16 protein-coding genes are annotated in these 21,084 nt (G+C 57.2%); 10 read left to right on the forward strand and 6 right to left on the reverse strand.

Features of this window, described 5'->3' with window-relative positions; all coding sequences use genetic code 11:
• The first annotated feature begins 122 nt into the window (after positions 1-122).
• The 4 genes from IE151_RS02970 (at position 123) to IE151_RS02985 (ending at position 4,856) form a co-directional block, all read left to right on the forward strand.
• Complete coding sequence (locus tag IE151_RS02970) at positions 123-2,087, forward strand: 5'-nucleotidase C-terminal domain-containing protein (protein WP_189487793.1); 1,965 nt, start codon at positions 123-125, stop codon at positions 2,085-2,087.
• Between the two features lie 165 nt (positions 2,088-2,252).
• Positions 2,253-3,308 carry a ferrochelatase gene (hemH, locus tag IE151_RS02975; RefSeq protein WP_189487795.1) on the forward strand — a complete coding sequence of 352 codons (1,056 nt, stop codon included), beginning with the start codon at positions 2,253-2,255 and terminating at the stop codon, positions 3,306-3,308.
• Positions 3,309-3,405: 97 nt separating this feature from the next.
• Positions 3,406-4,374: an SPFH domain-containing protein gene (locus IE151_RS02980; RefSeq protein WP_189487797.1), complete on the forward strand. Its 969-nt coding sequence runs from the start codon at positions 3,406-3,408 to the stop codon at positions 4,372-4,374.
• 8 nt (positions 4,375-4,382) lie between these two features.
• Positions 4,383-4,856 carry an NfeD family protein gene (locus IE151_RS02985; RefSeq protein ID WP_189487799.1) on the forward strand — a complete coding sequence of 158 codons (474 nt, stop codon included), beginning with the start codon at positions 4,383-4,385 and terminating at the stop codon, positions 4,854-4,856.
• Here the strand turns inward: IE151_RS02985 and IE151_RS02990 are convergent.
• From IE151_RS02990 to IE151_RS03005, 4 genes are all read right to left on the reverse strand, one after another.
• Positions 4,853-5,563 (reverse strand): DarT1-associated NADAR antitoxin family protein, encoded by a 711-nt coding sequence (locus tag IE151_RS02990; protein WP_189487801.1) that lies wholly within the window; start codon positions 5,561-5,563, stop codon positions 4,853-4,855. The two genes, IE151_RS02985 and IE151_RS02990, sit on opposite strands and share 4 nt — an antisense overlap.
• Complete coding sequence (locus tag IE151_RS02995; protein WP_189487803.1) at positions 5,556-6,068, reverse strand: DarT ssDNA thymidine ADP-ribosyltransferase family protein; 513 nt, start codon at positions 6,066-6,068, stop codon at positions 5,556-5,558. The genes IE151_RS02990 and IE151_RS02995 overlap by 8 nt, the downstream gene beginning before the upstream one ends.
• A gap of 136 nt (positions 6,069-6,204) precedes the next feature.
• Entirely contained in the window at positions 6,205-6,582 is a 378-nt protein-coding gene (locus IE151_RS03000; RefSeq protein ID WP_189487805.1) for a DUF930 domain-containing protein, read from the reverse strand.
• A 146-nt stretch (positions 6,583-6,728) separates the two neighbouring features.
• A complete protein-coding gene (locus IE151_RS03005; RefSeq protein ID WP_189487807.1) occupies positions 6,729-7,136 on the reverse strand; it encodes an RrF2 family transcriptional regulator in 408 nt (135 codons plus the stop codon).
• Between the two features lie 92 nt (positions 7,137-7,228).
• Between IE151_RS03005 and IE151_RS03010 the strand changes: the two genes are divergently transcribed.
• Positions 7,229-8,161, forward strand: a complete 933-nt coding sequence (locus IE151_RS03010; protein ID WP_189487809.1) for a DMT family transporter — start codon at positions 7,229-7,231, stop codon at positions 8,159-8,161.
• A 16-nt stretch (positions 8,162-8,177) separates the two neighbouring features.
• Here the strand turns inward: IE151_RS03010 and IE151_RS03015 are convergent, their stop codons facing one another.
• Positions 8,178-9,161, reverse strand: coding sequence for a KpsF/GutQ family sugar-phosphate isomerase (locus IE151_RS03015; RefSeq protein WP_189487811.1), 984 nt, complete (start codon positions 9,159-9,161; stop codon positions 8,178-8,180).
• 358 nt (positions 9,162-9,519) lie between these two features.
• On the opposite strand from IE151_RS03015, the gene IE151_RS03020 reads away from it, so the two are divergent.
• Complete coding sequence (locus tag IE151_RS03020; RefSeq protein ID WP_210310853.1) at positions 9,520-11,025, forward strand: outer membrane beta-barrel protein; 1,506 nt, start codon at positions 9,520-9,522, stop codon at positions 11,023-11,025.
• Here IE151_RS03020 and IE151_RS03025 read toward each other — a convergent pair.
• Positions 11,009-12,079 (reverse strand): threonine aldolase family protein, encoded by a 1,071-nt coding sequence (locus tag IE151_RS03025; RefSeq protein WP_189487815.1) that lies wholly within the window; start codon positions 12,077-12,079, stop codon positions 11,009-11,011. The genes IE151_RS03020 and IE151_RS03025 overlap by 17 nt on opposite strands.
• A 412-nt stretch (positions 12,080-12,491) precedes the next feature.
• Between IE151_RS03025 and gltB the strand changes: the two genes are divergently transcribed.
• From gltB to IE151_RS03045, 4 genes are all read left to right on the forward strand, one after another.
• A complete protein-coding gene (gltB, locus tag IE151_RS03030) occupies positions 12,492-17,204 on the forward strand; it encodes a glutamate synthase large subunit (RefSeq protein WP_189487817.1) in 4,713 nt (1,570 codons plus the stop codon).
• Between the two features lie 85 nt (positions 17,205-17,289).
• The gene (locus tag IE151_RS03035) at positions 17,290-17,907 is read left to right on the forward strand and encodes a glutathione S-transferase family protein (protein WP_189487819.1); all 618 of its coding nucleotides are present in this window, start codon (positions 17,290-17,292) and stop codon (positions 17,905-17,907) included.
• Positions 17,900-19,354, forward strand: a complete 1,455-nt coding sequence (locus tag IE151_RS03040; RefSeq protein WP_189487822.1) for a glutamate synthase subunit beta — start codon at positions 17,900-17,902, stop codon at positions 19,352-19,354. Before IE151_RS03035 ends, IE151_RS03040 begins: the two co-directional genes overlap by 8 nt.
• 213 nt (positions 19,355-19,567) lie before the next feature.
• Complete coding sequence (locus tag IE151_RS03045) at positions 19,568-21,022, forward strand: alanine/glycine:cation symporter family protein (protein WP_189487824.1); 1,455 nt, start codon at positions 19,568-19,570, stop codon at positions 21,020-21,022.
• Positions 21,023-21,084: the final 62 nt, after the last annotated feature.

Here is a 21,084-nt window from a genome sequence, read left to right on the forward strand (position 1 = left end):
GAAACTCTCTGGCTTGAGATACAACCGACATGGAACACGGTTAGACAAATCTCTCGCGCCTCGGCAACGAGGATGAGGCGTGAGGATTCAGTATCCGGATGTGTGAAACAGGGGACAGATCGATGAAAACACTTCTTGCGGCAACCATGCTCGCAGTGTCCGGACTGGCGCTTTCGACTGCGCCGTCGCTTGCAGATTATGAACTGAGCATTCTGCATATCAATGATCTGCATTCGCGCATCGAGCAGATCAACAAGTATGATTCGACCTGTACGCCGAAGGAAAACGACGCTGGTGAATGCTTTGGCGGTATTGCACGAGTCGCGGCCAAGATCGCCGAGCGTAAGGCTGCACTCGAGGGAGAAGAGCGCAATGTCCTGGTGCTCGATGCGGGCGACCAGTTTCAAGGCTCGCTGTTCTACACGACCTACAAGGGCAAGGATGCTGCCGAGTTCATGAACGCGATCCAGCCCGACGCCATGGCGGTCGGCAATCATGAATTCGACGACGGTCCGCAGGGGCTTGCAGATTTCATTGCGGAGATCAAATTCCCGATCGTTTCCGGTAACACGAAGGTTGCGGATGCCGAAACGGAATTGGCAGGCAAGGTCAAGGAATGGGTGATCGCAGATAAGGGCGGCGAGAGGGTGGGCATTCTTTCGGTGCTGACCCCCGACACCGCCAATGTCGCGTCGCCCGGTCCGAATGTGACTTTTGAAGATGAGATCGATTATCTGAAAGGCGCTGTGGAGCGTATCCAGGCGGAAGGCGTCAACAAGATCGTGCTTCTGTCGCATGTGGGTTTCGTGCGCGATCAGCAGATTGCGGCGGCCGTGGATGGGATAGACGTCATCGTTGGCGGACATAGCCACACGTTGCTTTCCAACACGGAAGAAGGCGCGCCGAGCTATCCGACCAATGTGAAGAACCCTTCCGGCAAGGACGTGCCGATCGTGCAGGCTTATGCCTATTCGAAATATCTAGGCGAGCTGAACGTGACCTTCGATGACGAAGGTAATGTAACGCAGGCGGCCGGCGACACGATCCTGCTCGACAAGTCGGTGGAGCCGGATCAGACGATTGCTGCACGCGTGGCGGAACTTGCCAAGCCGATTGAAGAACTGAAAGGGCGTGTCGTGGCCAATTCGACTGCGCCAATCGATGGCAGCCGCGAAACCTGCCGTGCGCAGGAATGCGAGATGGGCAATCTCGTAGCCGACGCGCTGCTTGATCGCGTCAAGGACCAGGGAATTTCCATTGCCTTCCAGAACGGTGGCGGCTTGCGCGCCTCGATCGATGCTGGCGACGTGACGATGGGAGAAGTGCTGACCGTGCTGCCCTTCCAGAACACGCTCGCGACGTTCCAGCTCAAGGGCAAGGACATTGTCGCTTCGCTGGAATCAGGTGTCAGTGAAGTTGAAGAGGGCAAGGGGCGCTTTCCGCAAGTCGCGGGTCTGCAATACACCTTCGACATGAACAAGGCCCCCAATGAGGGCCGGATCAGCGACGTGAAGGTTAACGAGGGCGGCGAGTGGATCGCTATCGATCCTGAAAAATCCTATGGCGTCGTGACGAATAATTTCAATCGCAATGGCGGCGACGGCTACACGCTTTTCCGCGACAATGCGGAGAATGCTTACGATTACGGCCCGAACCTGGAAGAAGCCGTAGCAGCCTATCTGGCCAATAACACGCCTTACGCACCGAAGATCGACGGCCGCATCACCAAGATAGCTGCGGGCGAGCAGGCGCAAGCAGAAGCAGAAGCAGAAGCAGAAGCAGAAGCAGAAACGTCTCAGCCTTCCGCCGCACCGGCTGGAGAGCAATCTGAGTCCAGCGCTCCGGTTGCCACGCAAGAGCAGGCGACGGAAGCCGTAACGCAGGTCCAGGCCGATAGCGCTTCTGCTGAAGCCACGCCCGCCGCTGGCCAGAGCTACACGGTAAAGCCGGGCGATACGCTTTGGGATATCGCCGAAGCCACTTATGGCAATGGCGCCCTCTGGACGAAGATCCGTTCGGCTAATCCGCGGGTTTCGCCACGTCGTCTGCTTGTTGGTACCACGCTCGATATTCCATCCGCGAACTGACGCTATTCTCGATGAAAAGAAAATGCCGCCAGATGCGTCTGGCGGCATTTTCGCGCCCGTACCTGCGACAAAACATCCTCATCTTATGTTTTAAACCTGCGCTTCCGACATTGGAATCGGGCGCGCGGGTGATTAGATTGCGATTGTGAAATCGAGAGAAAATACATGCAGATGAAGACAGCCATAACCCGTACCGGCCTGGGGCCTGCACCGGTCGGCCATCCACACGTCAAGCCTGCCAAGGTGGGTATACTTCTGGCCAATCTGGGAACCCCCGACGGCACGGATTACTGGTCGATGTGGCGTTATCTGCGGGAATTTCTTTCCGACAAGCGCGTGATCGAGTTGCCTCGCCTTGTCTGGCAGCCGATCCTGCACACATTCGTGCTGACGACGCGACCGCAGAAATCGGGCGCCAATTACAGGACGATCTGGAACAACGAGAAAGACGAATCGCCGCTGCGCACCATCACGCGTGAGCAGGTCGAGGCGCTTCGCGAACGGCTCGCCGATCAGCCGGAGGTCGTTGTGGAATATGGCATGCGCTACGGCAGTCCCTCTATCGCCACAGCTGTAGCGCAATTGCAGGAGCAAGGCGCAGATCGCATCGTCTACTTCCCCCTCTATCCGCAATATTCCGCCACGACCACGGCGACGGCCAATGACCAGTTGTTCCGCGCGCTCATGAAGCTGCGCAATATGCCGGCCACGCGCACCGTTCCTGCCTATTATGACGAGCCTGCCTATATTGAGGCGCTGGCACATTCGGTGGAAGCCCATCTTGCGGCGCTTGATTTCGAGCCGGAGATGATCCTTGCCTCCTATCACGGTATTCCCAAGCGCTATTTCGAGGCGGGCGATCCTTATCATTGCCATTGCCACAAAACGACACGGCTTCTGCGCGAGCGATTGGGCTATGACGACAAGCGCCTGATCACGACCTTTCAGTCGCTGTTCGGCAAGGCGGAATGGATCAAGCCTTATACGGCTGCGACTGTTGAGAAGCTTGCACATGAAGGTGTGAAACGCATCGCGATCATCAACCCGGGATTTTCTGCCGATTGTATCGAGACGCTGGAGGAGATTGCGGGCGAAGTGCGGGATGAGTTTATTGAGGCAGGCGGCGAGAAGTTCGCGCATATTCCCTGTCTCAACGCCAGCGAAGGCGGCATGAACCTCATTGAGGCGCTGGTGCGTCGCGAGATGGCCGGGTGGGCTTAGAAAAACTAGGAATTTGAGCAAAACGAAGTGCTCTTTGCCTGAAAACATGCCATTACTGATGCTGATTTAAAGTCAATCGCATTTTGAGAGGGCAGGTATGTTTTCAGGTATCGATATTGGCATCTGGCTATTGGTGCTTCTGGCGGTCGTTCTGCTTTTTGCTGCCATCAAGACGGTGCCGCAGGGTCAGAATTACACAATTGAGCGTTTTGGACGTTACACAAAGACCTTGCAGCCGGGCCTCAATATCATCGTGCCGTTCTTCGATCGCGTGGGCGCCAAGCTCAACATGATGGAGCAGGTGCTGGATGTTCCGACGCAGGAGGTCATCACCCGCGACAATGCGACGGTCGAAGTCAACGGCGTTGCGTTCTATCAAATCCTGAACGCGCCCCAGGCTGCTTATCAGGTTACCAACCTGAACCACGCCATTCTCAACCTGACCATGACGAATATTCGTTCAGTCATGGGTTCCATGGATCTCGACGATCTCCTTTCCAACCGCGATGCAATCAACGAGCGTCTGTTGCGGGTCGTCGATGAGGCCTCGAACAGCTGGGGCATCAAGATCACCCGAGTCGAGATCAAGGATATCAATCCTCCGAAGAACCTCGTGGATTCCATGGCGCGTCAGATGATGGCCGAGCGTGAAAAGCGTGCGCAAATCCTGGAAGCGGAAGGTTTGAAGCAAGCGGAAATCCTGAAGGCGGAAGGCCGCCGCGAGGCAGCGTTCCGAGACGCTGAAGCGCGCGAACGTGCGGCGGAGGCCGAAGCACGCGCGACCGAAGTGGTGTCGCAGGCGATTTCCAGCGGAGATGCACAGGCCCTGAACTATTTCGTTGCCCAACAATACACCGAAGCGCTGGCAAAGATCGGCTCTGCGGGAAACAGTAAAATCGTACTGATGCCCCTGGAAGCTTCGTCGATTATCGGTTCCATCGGTGGCATCGGCGCACTCGCGCGCGAAGTATTCGGCGAGAATGCGCCAAGCGGCTCACCGGCTCCGCGTCCGTCGAGTAATCGTCCGCCGCGGGTGAAAAATACCTTTCCGCCGACAACGGAATAGGGTCAGTCATGATAACAAGCTGGATCGCAAGCCTCGGGGCCTGGAGCTGGATCACCTTTGGTCTGGTTCTTCTGGTGCTTGAAATTCTGGCGCCGGGTGTCTTCCTGCTCTGGATTGGTATCGCTGCGCTCATCGTAGGGATGGCATCATTGCTCTTGTGGGACATGGCCTTCTGGGTGTGGCAGGTACAGACGATCGTTTTTCTGGCCCTGACCTTCGTCTGTGTCTATGTCGGCAATCGCTATTTTCGCAGCTCCAGCCAAAAGAGCGACACACCTTATCTCAATGAACGCGTACGCCAGCTTGTGGGACGAACCGCTACGCTCGCGGAGCCGATTGAAAACGGAACGGGGCGTATACACATAGGCGACACGCTTTGGCGCGTGACTGGTCCCGATTTGCCGGAGGGTACGCGAGTGCGGGTAAAGGGTGTGGATGCCGATGGCACGACGCTGGTGGTGGAGGCGGAAGGTTCGTTCTAGCCGACACGCAGGCGCGCTTGCGCTATGTGGCGCTGTTCCGGTTCTGATGCCGCGTTTGTCTTCATGGCGGCGATGAAGGTCTGTGGCGTATGCATATACGCTTCGAGTTTTCCTTCGCGCATCAGTGAAACGAAGAGCGCGCATGACCGCGCCTGGCAATTGAAGGATTTGGCCGGATTGAACTCGATATCGGTGAAGCCGGCATATTGATAACGGCCGTCGATGCGCTCCTTGATCCAGTCCCGATGCTGGAAGATTGCCGTGAGATAGAGCCAGTCATAGAACACGGTTCTCGGTACCAACGGAAAATCATATCCATCGAACGTGAAGCTGGTGAGCTGACCTGACTCTTGCAGGCGCGGGTCGCGTTTCGCCTGCCGCGGTTCGACGTTGTACAGGTCGGTGAACGGGCCGCCTCGGGCGAACACCTTGCTTCCCTGAAAGGCGTTTTCGAGCGTCAACTCCCCAAAAGTGCTTTGGACGCGGAGATTGAACGCGCTGAGCTTTTGTCCGGCGCGCGTATCCGATTTGGACGAAATCTCCAGGAGGGGAGCGTAGCCGGCTCGTTCTGCTGCTGCGTGGAGAGAGGTGATATTCTTCCACTTCTGTGATTCCGCAAACCCCCCGGCCCATGGAATTTCGAAGCTGATCTGCCGGACGTAACCTTCCTGCTCCGGCACCGGAACGAATATCGGTCTCTCAGCCATCAGGCATCCCTATTAAATTCAACGGAATTATCGCCGGAACGAGGACCTCATATTTTTCAGCCTGAGCCAGCCGTGCCTTTATAGCAGGATCGCTCCAATCTGTCTTTGTGTACAGCACCTCGAAATCAACCATCGAATTGGCTTGATCGATTGAAACGGCTTCGACGCCATTTTTGTTCGCGACGTCATTGGTGAAAAGAACCCCTGGAATACTCAGAACGTCTCGCTTGATCTCCAGAAAGACTGACTGCGAGATGCGACTATCCTGCTTGGCCACATATTCCATCGGATGATTTTTGCGGAAGCAGAGATGGACATACTTGTCCATGTTTTTCCAACCGTCCGCGCTAATGCTCCACTCATTGCCGCCCGGCGCGGGAATTTTGATATCACGTTTTTCCAGCTCTGCACGCGGTAGCAGTCCACCAAGCTCACGGATTAGAGGGAGATTTTTCTTGTCGGTAAAATGGTAAAGGCGCGGGATTTCGTCAATGGTACTGATCATGTCGGGTGCTCCATACTGTTTTGAGGCACCCAACGTAAGAATAGGTAGATATACCTGCGATAGGTATATTTTACAGTTTACTTTTAATATTGCTAATAGGGAAGTTGCTCGATCGGCAGTGCAAGCGCTGACTATCTCAAGGATAGAGAAACAGGTTCGACCATTCCTCATGGGGAATGCGGCTGCCGATCCTGTAATTGAACGAGATCACATTCATGCGGTCCTCGCTCGTCTTGCACTCGTAGGAAAGGCGGTACCACTCGCCATTGCGGCGAAACACAGCTCCGGCTGCCATGACCTCGGTGGCAGTGCGTACCGGATTGGAGAAAGTGTAGGCGATAACCTTGTCGGCTTTTAAACGCTCCATGCCTTCAAGATCGCATCGCTGATCGAGTTGGTCCGTCTCGGTGAGATTTCGCAACTGCGTGATAGCTTTGGAATCAGCGGCGTGCAGGGGAGGTAGATGTATTGCGGCTAGAGCGAGGATAGTTAGAATAAGCTTATCGTACCGCATGTTTTTCAATCACAAATGGAAATAATTCGGATGGCCAGCGGTGGCCTGTCTGCCGGGTGATCTTTCTCTTATATGAGTTGGTCACCAATGGGGCAATGCCGCATTGTTGCTTATAAGGTGCATTACCTGTCCTGTTCGAGAAGCAATCAGATGAGTTTGGCGATTGTTGTTTTGCCCAACCGGCTGACGAGAAGCGCTTCTGCATCATTCAGGGCGCTGTCGACCTGGCCAAGCAATGCAATCTCGATCTTGCAGGTGGGCGGGTTCTCGTCGCCTTCGACCTCCAGCCGCAGGAAACGTTCGCCCAGCGCCTGATATACATCGGCCAGGGTGATTTCTTCCGGGGGACGCGTGAGCCGCCAACCTCCGGCATGTCCTTTTTCGGAGGTGACGAGGCCGTGCTCGCGCAGGGCGCCCAGTGTGCGCCGTACGACGACGGCATTTGTTCCGCTGTGGCTGGCAATGTCGCCGGAGGTGAGTGGTCGCGTCGGTGCCATGGCGGCGATATGAGCCAGCGCATGAAGAGCGAGGGAAAAGCGGCTATTTCGTTTCATCTAACTCCCGTTCAGATATTTTGTAACTTTAATTGTTGCGTGAAATATGTAACTACGATAGTTACATTATAGCACCGCTTGGAGATTTTGCCATGACTGATCGTGTCGCTCACACCGGGGCGTCCGCACCTACGCTTGCGGCCATTTTTTGCTTTAGTGCCGGTCCTGTCGGTTTTGCCGTGCAGAAATATCTGGCTATCTCGTTGAGCCCGGTTGTCGTTATTGCTGTACAAATGACTATAGGCGCCATCATTCTATGGACCATAGCCTTCATGCGCACCACGCAGGCCGTTCCACTGAAAACGAAATTGAAGGCGGTTGGCGTTGGCGCGCTGCATCCCGGCATTTTCATGATCATTTTTACGACGGCAAGCCGCCAGATGGATGGCGTAACGGCCAATCTTCTGGCCGCCCTGATGCCAGCGATTGTGGGCTTTCTTGCACGGATTTTCCTCGCAGAGCCGCTCAAGCTTTCCACCCTTGCAGGCATGGCTGTGAGCTTTGCCGGTCTTGTACTGGTGATCTCCGAAAGGAAGATGACGGGTGAGAGCACGCTCTATGGCTTTTTGCTTGCAGCACTCGGGTTCAGTTTCGCGGCCGCCGGGCAGATCGCCGGACGCGCGCTGCACACCCGGGTGCAGGTGCCGTGGCAGGTGGTGGCGACAATGCAGGTATCGGGCGCGGCTGGTATCGCGTGGCTCAGTGTGTTCGCCATCGGCGCGCAATTGGATCTTGCGGCAATTGCATCCGAATGGATTGCGTTTTCCTACATTGGCGCGGTCGTCATGGCAGCGGGTTATGCGGCGTATAATTTCGCGCTGTCGAGATTGCCGATTTTGCAACTCGGACTTCTCGCTGCGATCGGACCTGCGGTTGGCGCAATCTCTGCTGCAATCATCTTCGACAGCCCCATGGGGCTGCCCACGATGGCAGGCATTCTTGTCATCGTGACGGGGACAGCCTTGCCGAGCCTGCTTGGCTTCGCGCGGCATCGACAATCGGTCGCTCACGGTCGCAAACCGTGAGCGAATAGCCAGGATATCAGGCGACGCCGATGCGCAGAAGGTCGTGAAAGTGGACGACGCCGACCGGCTTGCCCTCTTCGACCACGACGAGCGCGCTGATCGACTTTTCGTTCAGCATGGCGAGGGCCGGACCTGCCAGAGTATCGGGTGTTGCTGTGCGGGGGTCGCGTGTCATCATCTCTTCGACCGTGAGCTTGGACATGTCGCGATGCAGGTTGCGGGTCAGATCACCATCGGTGACGATGCCGGCCAACTCACCATCTTCGCCCACCACCAGAATGCAGCCGAGCTTCTTCTTGGCAAGCACGAGGGCTGCTTCCGGCATCAGTGTTCCGGGCTTGACGATAGGCATCTCGTCGCCGACATGCATGATTTCGCCGATCTTGGTAAGATTGGCGCCGAGCTGGCCCCCCGGATGGAAAGTGCGGAAGTGATCGGCAGTAAAACCACGCGCTTCAAGAAGCGCGACGGCAAGCGCATCGCCCATCGCGAGCTGTAGCAGGGTAGAGGTCGTGGGCGCCAGGCCATTCGGGCAGGCTTCGGTTGCCTTGGGCAGCGCAAGAACGACATCCGCTGCGCGGCCAAGGGCAGATTCACGGCCCGAGGTGATGGCAATCAGTGGAATGGCAAAGCGACGCGAATAGGCCACGATGCCTTTGAGTTCCGCGGTTTCGCCCGACCACGACATGGCGACAATAACATCATCACGCGCAATCATACCGAGATCGCCGTGATTGGCTTCGGCAGGATGGACAAAGAAGGCGGGCGTGCCAGTGGAGGCGAGTGTCGCGGCGATCTTTGCGCCGACATGGCCGCTCTTGCCCACGCCGGTAATGATGACACGCCCGCGCACTTTGGAGAGCGCATCAAATGCCTGGCCGAAGCTATCGCCTAGTTCGTTATTGAAGGCTTCCATCATCTGCACGAGGCCAGCCTGTTCGGTGGAAAGGGTGCGGAGGGCAGAGGAAACGGCTGCCTGTTTTTCGTCGATTGTTGTCATGTGAATAGAATGCAATGCCTATGGGCATGGTCCGCACACGCAATGGGGGCCATGCATGGGGGTTCACAAGAAGACCGGGTTCGATCCGACGTAGTGAACCGCGTCTAGACCTTTTGCGACATTCTGTCCATTGCTCATTCGGATGAGCTGGGCTGCATAGACTAAGAGGCTGTTAACCACTCCCGTTTACATATCGGTAATCATAAACGGTGGTTGGGTTGCCGTGTCGCGTTGCGTTTCGATTTCCAGACGAGCATCTGTCTGCGTGCTGGCGTTGGCTTGCGCGGCATCATTTGCCTTGTCGGATGCACCTGCGGCTTTCTCTCAGCAACAGCAGACGCAGGATACGCGGTCCCAGATGCTGCGCGCTGAGCCATTGCCCGGCATAATCGCCGACCCGACATTGCCGCCAAAGGATTCGCTGCTGCGCGGTAGCATCGACCCGATCGTACCCGACACGACAATCGATCCGTTGACCGGCAGGACGCTCGGTGCGGATGCAGAGCGGCCGTTTCGACGCTCTGCCCAGAAGGAGGTAGCGGAAGAGGTTGCTGCCTCCCCCGGGAAGAGCGCGCAGAATGATGAAAATCCCGCCTCTGACATTGTGACCGGTGCGCTGCCGCCACGCGGGCCGGACGCCGCAGCGCGTGCAAGTCGTGTCCCGGCCGTCGGCCAGGACGAAAGCATGGAACAGGCACGTCGCGTGGGCGGTGACGATATCGCGCATGAGGAAAACCCTTTCGACCCGCTGGGTATTCGTGCCGGAAAATTCATTTTCTATCCTTCGATGGAGACGGGGATAGAAGCCTCGACCAATCCGTATCGCAACGCCGGAGGAGAAAGTGGCTCGCGTTCGATTTCAACCCTGCGCCTTCGTGCGCAATCCGACTGGGGCGAGCATGAAGCGCGTGCGGAAGGGTTCGCGACCTTCGAAAAGGATCTCTCAAGGGGGCGTGACGATATTCTGCGAGGCGGCTTTGATGCCTCGCTGCGCTACGATTTTATCGACGGATATGCGTTGAATGCCGGCGTAAACTGGCGCGCCGAACGCGAAACAGGCTCATCCGCAGCCGGACCGGCCGATATTGCAAACGATCCCTTGCGCCATGACATTACCGGTACGCTCGGCGTGAGCCGCGAGGTTGGTCATTTGCGGCTGGAAACTGAAGGCAAGGTCTTCCGCCAGATCTACGGCGATGCCGAATTGGGGGACGGCACGGTGCGCAGTCAGAAAGAGCGCAATTCCACGCTTGCGACCGCGCGTATCCGCGTCGGTTACGAGATTTCGCCAGCGCTTGTTCCGTTCGTGGAAGGGGAATTCGGAAAGCGCTATTATGACGAGCAAGGCGGAGACGATATGGACCGCGATGCCGATCGCTATGCGCTGCGCGGTGGAATCGCGGTCGATCTGGGTGAGAAGACCAAGGGCGAGATCGCGCTTGGCTGGCTGACAGAGCGCCCTGAAGATGACCGCTTGAGCGACGTTTCGGGCTTTTCGGTCGATGGACGGCTGGACTGGTCGCCGATGCGTGGGACGCTGGTTGGTCTTACGGGTTCGACGACCGTGGAATCCACGACGGCCTTCGGTGAAAGTGGATCGCTGCTTTATGCGTTGCGGCTCAATATCGAGCGGGAAGTACGCCATAATATCACGGCCGGGCTGACGCTTGGGGCCGACTGGCGCGATTATATCACGCAAGACGCGGGCGAGCAGAAGCTGCTCGCCGAACTGAGTGCAACTTGGTGGTTCAATCGCCAGCTCGGCCTGACCTCACGCCTGAGTCACGAGCGCTTCACCAGCGACCTTCCGGGGCGCGATTACGATTCGAACTCAATCTTTGTCGGCATCACTGCGCGGCGATAGCTTCAGCCCCGATCACCGCCGCAAACCGATCGATATCGTCCTGTGTCGTGGCAAAACTGGTGACGAAGCGGCAGACTGTTTCATCAGTAGAAACATTACCCTTGAGCTCCGGCGGCGTTTCCCAATCATAGAAGAACGCGCCGGCATTACGCAGGCGCTGGGCGAGGCTGTTTTCAAGGACGGCGAAAATCTCGTTTGCTTGCGGCTGGACGGTCAGGCGCATGCCGGGAGCGGCTTCGATGGCGCGCGCGAGGGCCTGACCCATCGCATTGGCGTGCCTTGCATTCTTGAGCCAAAGGTCATTGGCCAGATAGGCGTCGAACTGAGCGGCGATAAACCGGGTCTTGGAGAAGAGCTGTGCGGAGCGCTTCTGCAGCCAGCGTAGTTCTTCCGTGTGCGAGCGATCGAAAACCACGATAGCTTCAGCGCACCAGCAGCCATTCTTCGTCGCGCCGAAGGAAAGCAAGTCCACGCCACGCTTCCAGGTCATCTCGGCAGGCGAAACGTCAAGCGCGACCAGTGCATTGGCAAAGCGCGCGCCGTCCATATGTAGAGGCAGATTGTGCGACCGCGCGATAGCGGCGATGGCATCAAGCTCGTAAAGGCTGTAAACCGTGCCGGTTTCGCTGGATTGGGTAATGGTGATGCCTGCGGGGCGGCCCTGGTGAACAGAGGCGTTGGCAAGAGCGCTTACCGAGTCGGCCAGCATCTTGATATCCATCTTGCCGTTCTTGCCGGAAATCGGCGAAAGGCGCATCGAACCGGAGAGAAAATGCGGCGCGCCACATTCGTCAACGATGACGTGTGCTTCGTTATATGCGAAAATCACACCGCCAGGACGCTGGAATGAGGCGAGGGAAAGCGAATTGGCAGCCGTTCCGGTAGAGACAAAAAAAACGTCAAGGTCGCATTCGAAAATTTCACGCAGGCGGTCCGTGACTTTCAGATCAAGCTCGCCATTGCCATAACCTGCGGAAAACCCGCCGGCATGGCGGTTCAGATTTTCGGCGATGGCCGGATGACATCCAGCCCAGTTGTCGGAGGAAAAATGCATGGAAACGACCTCGATATTGGTATTTTTGGCAAGCTTTAAAGCAAAATGCAGTTCGAAGAAACTGTTTTAAGAAGTTGCGATTTGATTGCTAAACCGTCGAAAATGCGGTCCCCGATAAGGAAAAATCGTAGATCTGGCTCCAGACGAAATTATAATACGTTTAACTCGGACATTTTTAGCGTTTCGGTCTTGTGTGCAGAAGATTAATCTGTCATAGACGATTTAGGACAGCAAGGCTGTCTTAATTTGCCTCGTCGGGGAGCGTCGCAAGATTGGCCGCGCGCATTCAAGCAGCGTGAGGGTCGTTTTCCTTCCAGCACGGGGCTTTCGCAAGTTAAGATTATGACAGGCAGGAGCCTAACGGACCTGCCTGAATTGAGGTGCCTGACGGCAGAAAACAGGAGGAAAGGCGATGACGCACGTAACGCCATCTTTGACCCACGCAACCAATCTGGATGCAGTGGCCAAAACCGCCAAACCTCATACAGGTCTGCCGCCGCGACAAGGTCTCTATGATCCCCGCAACGAACATGACGGCTGCGGCGTAGGCTTCATTGCGCAACTCAAAAATATAAAGACGCACAAGATCATCGAAGATGGTCTGCAGATGCTGGAAAACCTGACGCATCGTGGAGCGGTGGGTGCTGATCCGCTGATGGGCGACGGTGCCGGCATGATGGTGCAGATCCCGCACCGCTTCTTCAAAGAAGAAATGGCGGAGCAGGGCGTTGGACTGCCCGAGCCGGGCCAGTATGGCGTCGGTTATCTCTTCATGCCGCGCGAGAAGGCGTTGTGCGAGCAGATCGAGACGATGATCGCCGAAGCCGTGCAGGCCGAAGGTCTGGTTCTGCTCGGCTTCCGCGATGTTCCGGTTGACAATTCGTCGCTGTCCAAAGCCCCCCACATCGCTGCTTCGGAACCTGTCCACCGCCAGGTGTTTATCGGTCGGGGTGCCGGCATCGAGACAGATGACGATTTCGAGCGTCGCCTGTTCATCCTGCGCAAGGTTATCTCGAACCGGGTCTATACAGAAAATAACGGCCAGGATAACGGCTTCTATACCGTCTCCATGTCGTGTCGTACGGTCGTCTACAAGGGCATGTTCCTGGCCTATCAGGTTGGTGCGTATTACAAAGACCTGAAGGATTCGCGTTTTGAAAGCGCCATCGCACTCGTGCACCAGCGCTTCTCGACCAATACTTTTCCTTCGTGGCGATTGGCTCATCCGTATCGCATGGTCGCGCATAATGGCGAGATCAACACGCTGCGCGGCAACGTCAACTGGATGGCGGCCCGCCAGGCGTCGGTCGATTCCGAACTGTTCGGCAATGACATCGCCAAGCTCTGGCCGATCTCCTACGAGGGCCAATCGGATACGGCCTGCTTCGACAATGCGCTCGAATTCCTTGTGCAGGGCGGCTATAGCCTCGCTCATGCGATGATGATGCTGATCCCGGAAGCCTGGGCTGGCAACAAACTCATGAGCGACGACCGCAGGGCATTCTACGAGTATCATGCGGCTCTCATGGAGCCGTGGGACGGTCCCGCAGCTGTCGTCTTTACCGATGGCCGCCAACTGGGCGCAACACTCGACCGCAACGGCCTGCGCCCCACGCGCTATGTCATCACCGATGATGATTATGTGATCGGTGCATCGGAAGCGGGCGTCGTGGTGGTTCCGGAAGAAAAGGTCGTGCGCAAGTGGCGCTTGCAGCCTGGTCGCATGCTTTTGCTCGATCTGGAGGAAGGTCGCATCATTTCCGATGATGAGATCAAGGCTGATATTGCGTCGCAGCATCCTTACAAGGACTGGCTCAACCGCACCCAGCTTATCCTGGAGGAACTGAACCCGGTAGAGCCGCGGGCACTGCGTCGCGACGTATCGCTGCTCGATCGCCAGCAGGCATTCGGCTATACTCAGGAGGATATCAAGTTCCTGCTGCCGCCTATGGCAACGACGGGTCAAGAAGCGTTAGGTTCGATGGGCACCGACACGCCGATTTCGGCAATGTCAGACAAGTCGAAGCTGCTCTACACCTATTTCAAGCAGAACTTCGCGCAGGTGACGAACCCGCCGATCGATCCAATCCGCGAAGAACTGGTGATGAGCCTTGTCTCCTTCATCGGCCCGCGCCCCAACATTTTCGACCTCGAAGGCTCGTCGCGCAAGAAGCGCCTGGAGGTGCGTCAACCGATCCTGACCAACGGCGATCTGGAAAAGATCCGTTCCATCGGGCATACGGAAGATCGTTTCGACACGAAGACGATCGATATCACCTATGCTGCTGCGGAGGGTGCGGCCGGTATGGCCGGTGCGCTTGAGCGTCTTTCCGAGCGTGCAGAAGCAGCCGTTGCCGGTGGCTATAATATCATCATCCTTTCCGATCGCCAGATGGGGCCTGACCGTATTGCTCTTCCGGCGCTGCTTGCCACCGCTGCCGTACATCACCACCTGATCCGTAAAGGGCTGCGCACTTCGGTTGGCCTCGTTGTGGAATCGGCGGAACCCCGCGAAATACATCACTTCGCCTGCCTTGCCGGTTATGGCGCGGAAGCCATCAACCCGTATCTCGCGTTCGACACGTTGCTTGATCTGCACGCCCGCAACCAGTTTCCGGAAGAGGTGCAGGCTGACGAGGTCGTACATCGCTATATCAAGGCGGTTGGCAAGGGGTTGCTGAAGGTCATGTCCAAGATGGGCATATCGACTTACCAGTCCTATTGCGGTGCGCAGATTTTTGATGCCGTTGGTCTGAGCTCGGAATTTGTCGAGAAATACTTCTTTGGCACGGCGACGACGATCGAAGGTGTGGGACTGGCGGAAATCGCGGAAGAAACCGTGGTGCGTCACATTGCTGCCTTCAGCCTCGACCCGGTGCTGCGCAATTCGCTCGAAATCGGCGGCGAATACATGTACCGCATTCGCGGCGAGGCGCATCTATGGACGCCGGACAATATCGCGAAGCTCCAGCATGCTGTGCGCAAGGGCTCATGGGAGACCTACAAGGAGTTTTCCGCCGAGGTTAACGACAAGAACGCCCGCGCGCAGGCGATCCGCGGTCTGTTCAAGATCAGAACGGCAGATGAAACCGGTCGCAAGCCTGTGTCGATTGATGAAGTCGAACCGGCAGCCGATATCGTCAAGCGCTTTGTGACCGGCGCAATGAGCTTCGGTTCGATCAGCCGTGAAGCGCATTCGACGCTGGCCATTGCGATGAACCAGATCGGCGGCAAGTCGAACACGGGTGAGGGAGGCGAGGAGCCGGACCGCTACCTGCCGCTGCGCGACGGCTCGCGCAATCCCGAACGTTCGGCAATCAAGCAGGTCGCCTCGGGCCGTTTCGGCGTGACGACGGAATATCTCGTCAATGCCGACATGATCCAGATCAAGGTGGCGCAAGGGGCAAAGCCCGGTGAGGGCGGACAGTTGCCGGGCCACAAGGTCGATGCGACCATTGCCAAGACGCGGCATTCAACGCCCGGTGTTGGCCTGATTTCACCACCCCCGCACCATGATATTTATTCGATCGAAGACCTGGCTCAGCTGATCTACGACCTGAAGAACGTCAACCCGGCCTCCGACATTTCCGTCAAGCTTGTCTCGGAAGTGGGGGTGGGGACGGTTGCGGCTGGCGTTGCCAAGGCGCGCGCCGACCATATCACGATCTCAGGCTTCGACGGTGGTACGGGCGCGAGCCCCCTGACTTCCATCAAGCATGCCGGTTCGCCATGGGAGATGGGCCTCGCCGAAACACACCAGACGCTCGTTCTGAACGGTCTGCGCTCACGTGTCGCGCTACAGGTCGATGGCGGTCTTCGTACCGGCCGCGACGTCATTATCGGTGCACTGCTTGGCGCCGACGAGTTCGGCTTCTCCACCGCGCCGCTGATTGCCGCCGGCTGCATCATGATGCGCAAGTGTCATCTCAATACTTGTCCCGTCGGCATTGCTACGCAGGACCCGGTGCTGCGCAAGCGTTTCAAGGGCGCGCCGGAGCACGTCGTGAACTATTTCTTCTATATAGCCGAAGAAGTGCGTGAAATCCTTGCCTCCATGGGCTTCACGCGTCTCGATGACATTATCGGCCAATCCGAATATCTCGCCAAGGAAGAGATGATTTCGATCTGGAAGGCAAAGGGTCTCGATTTCACGCGCATATTCCACAAGGTGGATGCACCGCGCGAAGCAGCTCGCTGGACCGAGCGCCAGCAACATCCGATTGATGACGTGCTCGATCGGAAATTGATCGAGCTCGCCAAGCCTGCGCTGGAATCGCGGCAGGCCGTGAAGATCGATCTGCCCATCACCAATGTCGACCGTTCCGCCGGGACCATGCTGTCGGGTGAGGTCGCCAAGCGTTTCGGCCACAAGGGGCTGCCCGAAGATACAATCTCGATCACCCTGCGCGGCACTGCCGGGCAATCCTTCGCCGCCTTCCTGGCGCGTGGCGTTTCTGTCGATCTGATCGGCGACGGCAATGATTATGTCGGCAAGGGACAATGCGGCGGTCGTATCGTCGTTCGTCCGCCGGAAAATACCCGCATCGAGCCGCACAACTCGATCATTGTCGGCAACACGGTCATGTACGGCGCTATTGCCGGTGAGAGCTACTTCCGTGGCGTTGCCGGTGAACGCTTCGCCGTGCGTAACTCCGGTGCCATTGCTGTCGTCGAGGGCGTCGGCGATCATGGCTGCGAATATATGACGGGCGGGATCGTGGTCGTCATCGGCCAGACGGGCCGCAACTTCGCAGCCGGCATGTCGGGCGGCGTCGCCTATGTGCTGGATGAGGCTGGCGATTTTGCTAATCGCTGCAACATGGCAATGGTCGAGCTGGAGCCGGTGCCGGAAGAAGATGACATTCTGGAAAAGCTGCATCACCATGGCGGCGATCTCATGCACAAGGGGCGCGTAGATGTGTCTGGAGACATGACCCGTCACGACGAGGAACGTCTGGTGCAACTGATCTCCAACCATCTCAAATATACGGGCTCCACCCGTGCAAAGGAGATTCTCGACGACTGGGCCAATTACCGCCCGAAATTCCGAAAAGTGATGCCGGTCGAATACCGTCGGGCGCTCGAGGAAATGGAACGCATGAAAATGGGACTGGCAGCGGAGTAGTTCCGCGACGTCGAACCGTTTCATCGTTCAGTCGGCCGCAGGGACCGGTGTTTCAATCACCGGTCGGCGGCGCGAGGAGAAAAGAATGGAAATCTTCGGAGACAAGATTTCGGGCAACTGCCTGAAGATCAAATATGCCGCCGATTATCTGGGACTCGACTATACCTGGATTGACGTCGATATCACCAGGGGCGAAAGCCGTACTGACGAGTTTCTGGCGCTGTCGCCGAATGGTCAGGTACCGGTGGTACGTTTGGCCGACGGCCGGGTATTGTCGCAGTCGAACGCTATTCTGCGCTATATTGCACATGGAACAGTGCTTTTACCGGACGAGCTTTTTGGCCAGGCGCTGATCGATCAGTGGCTTTTCTGGGAACAGTATAATCATGAGCCCAACGTTGCCGTTTGCCGCTTCGACATGATCTACAGGGGAAAGCGTGCGGATGAGCGCGACCCGGTGAAAGTGGCGAAGGGTGAGAAGGCACTAGATCTGATGGACAGACATCTGGAGAGCCGCGATTACTTCGTCTGCCAGCGGCTCACCATCGCCGATATCGCGCTGCTCGCCTACACGCGGCTGGCGCATGAAGGAGGCTTTCAGCTTGAGGGGAGGAATGCCCTGACGCGCTGGATTACCCGTTGCGAGCAAGACCTGCGGATTGCCTCGCATCACGAACAGAACAGGATCGCATCCCATGGGTAAGGTTACAGGTTTTCTCGAAATCGATCGTCAGGTGGCGAAGTATCAACCCGCCTCCGACCGCATTCGCCATTTCCGTGAATTCGCTCTGCCCATGTCGGAGAAAGAGGTCGAGAAACAGGCGGCGCGCTGCATGGATTGCGGCATCCCCTATTGCCATGGTCCCACAGGGTGTCCTGTTCACAACCAGATACCGGACTGGAACGATCTCGTTTATTCCAATGATTGGGAAGGAGCGATCCAGAATCTGCACTCGACGAACAATTTCCCCGAGTGGACCGGGCGCGTCTGCCCCGCTCCCTGCGAGGAAGCCTGTACGCTGAACCTTGAGGATGCACCGGTCGCAATCAAGACGATCGAGCAGGCGATTGCCGACAAGGCCTACCAGCTCGGCCTCATCCGGCCGCAACCTGCCGATCACAAGACCGGCAAGAAAGTTGCCGTTATTGGTTCGGGGCCTGCCGGCATGGCGGGTGCGCAGCAGCTTGCGCGCGCAGGTCACGAGGTGCATGTTTATGAACGCGAGAGCCGCCCCGGTGGGCTGCTGCGCTATGGCATTCCCGATTTCAAGATGGAGAAACATTTCATCGACCGCCGCGTCGAGCAGATGCAGGGAGAGGGCGTGACCTTCTTCTGCGGTGTCAACATCGGCGTCGACAAGAATACCGAGGACCTGCTCGCCGAATATGACGCTGTGCTTTACTGCGGCGGATCCGAGCGGCCGCGCCCCGCGGGCATTCCAGGCGTCGAACTGGACGGCGTTTATGATGCAATGCCTTATCTCGTGCAGCAGAACCGTCGTGTGGGTGGCGAAAACACCGATTCTGTTGCGTGGGCCATGGAGCCAATCTGGGCTGCCGGGAAGCATGTCGTGGTCGTGGGCGGTGGCGATACGGCGTCAGACTGCGTCGGGACGGCATTCCGCCAGGGGGCTGTGCGCGTGACGCAGCTCGATATTCGTCCGCAGCCTCCGGAAAAGGAGGACAAGCTGATGGTCTGGCCCTATTGGGCAACCAAGATGCGCGTTTCCTCAAGTCAGGCTGAGGGGGCGCATCGCGAGTTTCAGGTCGCAACGCTTGAGTTCATCGGTGACGACGGCGTGCTGACAGGCGTAAAATGCTGCGAGGTGGACGAGCGCCGCCGCCCGGTCCCCGGCACGGAATTCATCATCCGCGCGGACCTGGCTTTCGTGGCCATTGGTTTCCAGGGTGTGATGGAGACTGGCGTTCCGGCCGAAATGGCAGGCAAGCTGGAGATTGCGACGGATTCGCGCAAATCGATCAACGTCAAGGCCGATACCAAGAGCTACAAGACCAATGTGGAAAAACTCTTTGCCGCCGGGGACGTTCGCCGCGGGCAGTCGCTGGTGGTCTGGGCAATTCGCGAGGGCCGTCAGGCCGCCCGCGCCATCGATGAATTCATGATGGGGAGCTCGGTTCTGCCGCGTTGATAGAATAAACGTAATCAACATGTAAAACGCGCAGAATGGAAATATTCTGCGCGTTTTACATGGAATGAAGCCGGTTCTCCCTGTCGTTCCGAAGGCTATAGGCAGAGAATCCGGGTGAAGATATTTCATTTATTTTTCTTTGATTTATAAATTTCGGGATGCGAGGGATTATCCGTCCCATTCGCTCGGCCCGTCACACTGAAAGGATCCCCAATGGAGATGGTTTATTCCCTGTTCGGACTTGTCGACAGCTTCACCTGGGGCTGGTCGCTCATCCCGATACTCATTATTTTCGGTGTTTTCATAACCCTTATGACGGGTTTCGTTCAGTTCGAGTTCTTCGGTCGGATGTTCCGGGTTCTTTCGTCCAAGAACCAGAGCGCGGATCCGAACGCGATCAGCTCGCGGGCAGCCCTTTTAGTATCGGTTGGCGGTCGCGTTGGCGGGGGTAACATTGCGGGCGTCGCCGTCGCAATCACGTTGGGCGGACCGGGGGCTCTGTTCTGGATGTGGGCGGTTGCGCTGCTCGGCATGGCGACGAGCCTGGTCGAGGCTTCGCTGGCGCAGCTCTACAAGCGCTCCAACGGTGACGGAACATATCGCGGCGGCCCGGCGGCGTATATTATTCACGGGCTGGGTGTTGAATATAAATGGTTGGCGGTCTTCTATGCCATCTGCCTGATGGCGGCCTTCGCCTTTGGCTTCAACGCCTTCCAGGGTAACACCTTTGCAGGCGCCATTGATGAGAGCATGGGCGTTGACCGCCTGTGGAGCGGGGTGCTTCTCGCTATCCTCACCTGTTTCATCGTCTATGGCGGCATTCGACGCATCGCAAAGGCCGCCGACGTCATCATCCCGATCATGGCATTCATCTATATTGGTCTCGCACTTTTCGTGATCGCCGTGAATATTACCGCCGTTCCCGGCGTCCTGTGGAGCATCGTTGCGAATGCTTTCGGCCTGGAGCAGGCAGTTGGCGGAGGCGTTGGTGCGGCTCTTGCACAAGGGCTGCGTCGCGGTCTGTTTTCGAACGAGGCCGGCTTGGGCTCCACCCCCAATGTCGCGGCGACAGCCGATGTCCGCCATCCTATCAGCCAGGGCATCACGCAGTCCTTTTCCGTCTTCATCGATACAATGATCATCTGCTCCTGCACGGCCTTCATCATCTTGCTCAGCCCGGTCTATCAGCCCGGCGCGGAAGGTATAGACGGTATCGTGCTGACGCAGCAGTCACTCGTTGCATCGGTAGGTAACTGGTCTCAGTATTTCCTCACCTTCGCCATTCTTCTCTTCGCGTTCAGTTCCATTATCTATAATTATTATCTCGGCGAAACGGCATTGAAAGTCCTGACCAAAAACGTAACAGCGCTACACCTGCTGCGTCTGGCGGTTGTCGCAGTCGTCTTCCTTGGCGCCACCGCGCCGGGCGCCACCGCCGTCTTCTTCTTCTCGGATCCGTTGATGGGCGTCTTGGCCCTCGTCAATCTTATGGCGATCATGATGCTCTTTCCGACTGCGCTTCGTCTATTGCGGGATTTCCGTGCTCAGCTCAAAGCTGGTGTCGCGCGTCCCGTCTTCGATCCGGCTCGTTTTGCAGATCTCGACGTCGATACGTCGGCTTGGCCTTTCGCAACAAGCGAGGAGCATAAGGCGTCGATACAAAAATAGGGTGTCCCCTGACTATCAAAGGCGGCGAGGTTTGAATCTCGCCGTCTTTTTGCTAGGCATGG

The organism is Limoniibacter endophyticus (assembly GCF_014652835.1).
GTDB classification, from domain to species: domain Bacteria; phylum Pseudomonadota; class Alphaproteobacteria; order Rhizobiales; family Rhizobiaceae; genus Limoniibacter; species Limoniibacter endophyticus.

What these genes read in the sequence shown, in the direction of transcription:
- IE151_RS02970 (WP_189487793.1), top strand. Translation starts at nt 123, where the DNA reads ATGAAAACACTTCTTGCGGCAACCATGCTCGCAGTGTCCGGACTGGCG.
- hemH (WP_189487795.1), top strand. Translation starts at nt 2,253, where the DNA reads ATGCAGATGAAGACAGCCATAACCCGTACCGGCCTGGGGCCTGCACCG.
- IE151_RS02980 (WP_189487797.1), top strand. Translation starts at nt 3,406, where the DNA reads ATGTTTTCAGGTATCGATATTGGCATCTGGCTATTGGTGCTTCTGGCG.
- IE151_RS02985 (WP_189487799.1), top strand. Translation starts at nt 4,383, where the DNA reads ATGATAACAAGCTGGATCGCAAGCCTCGGGGCCTGGAGCTGGATCACC.
- IE151_RS02990 (WP_189487801.1), bottom strand. Translation starts at nt 5,563, where the DNA reads ATGGCTGAGAGACCGATATTCGTTCCGGTGCCGGAGCAGGAAGGTTAC.
- IE151_RS02995 (WP_189487803.1), bottom strand. Translation starts at nt 6,068, where the DNA reads ATGATCAGTACCATTGACGAAATCCCGCGCCTTTACCATTTTACCGAC.
- IE151_RS03000 (WP_189487805.1), bottom strand. Translation starts at nt 6,582, where the DNA reads ATGCGGTACGATAAGCTTATTCTAACTATCCTCGCTCTAGCCGCAATA.
- IE151_RS03005 (WP_189487807.1), bottom strand. Translation starts at nt 7,136, where the DNA reads ATGAAACGAAATAGCCGCTTTTCCCTCGCTCTTCATGCGCTGGCTCAT.
- IE151_RS03010 (WP_189487809.1), top strand. Translation starts at nt 7,229, where the DNA reads ATGACTGATCGTGTCGCTCACACCGGGGCGTCCGCACCTACGCTTGCG.
- IE151_RS03015 (WP_189487811.1), bottom strand. Translation starts at nt 9,161, where the DNA reads ATGACAACAATCGACGAAAAACAGGCAGCCGTTTCCTCTGCCCTCCGC.
- IE151_RS03020 (WP_210310853.1), top strand. Translation starts at nt 9,520, where the DNA reads ATGCTGCGCGCTGAGCCATTGCCCGGCATAATCGCCGACCCGACATTG.
- IE151_RS03025 (WP_189487815.1), bottom strand. Translation starts at nt 12,079, where the DNA reads ATGCATTTTTCCTCCGACAACTGGGCTGGATGTCATCCGGCCATCGCC.
- gltB (WP_189487817.1), top strand. Translation starts at nt 12,492, where the DNA reads ATGACGCACGTAACGCCATCTTTGACCCACGCAACCAATCTGGATGCA.
- IE151_RS03035 (WP_189487819.1), top strand. Translation starts at nt 17,290, where the DNA reads ATGGAAATCTTCGGAGACAAGATTTCGGGCAACTGCCTGAAGATCAAA.
- IE151_RS03040 (WP_189487822.1), top strand. Translation starts at nt 17,900, where the DNA reads ATGGGTAAGGTTACAGGTTTTCTCGAAATCGATCGTCAGGTGGCGAAG.
- IE151_RS03045 (WP_189487824.1), top strand. Translation starts at nt 19,568, where the DNA reads ATGGAGATGGTTTATTCCCTGTTCGGACTTGTCGACAGCTTCACCTGG.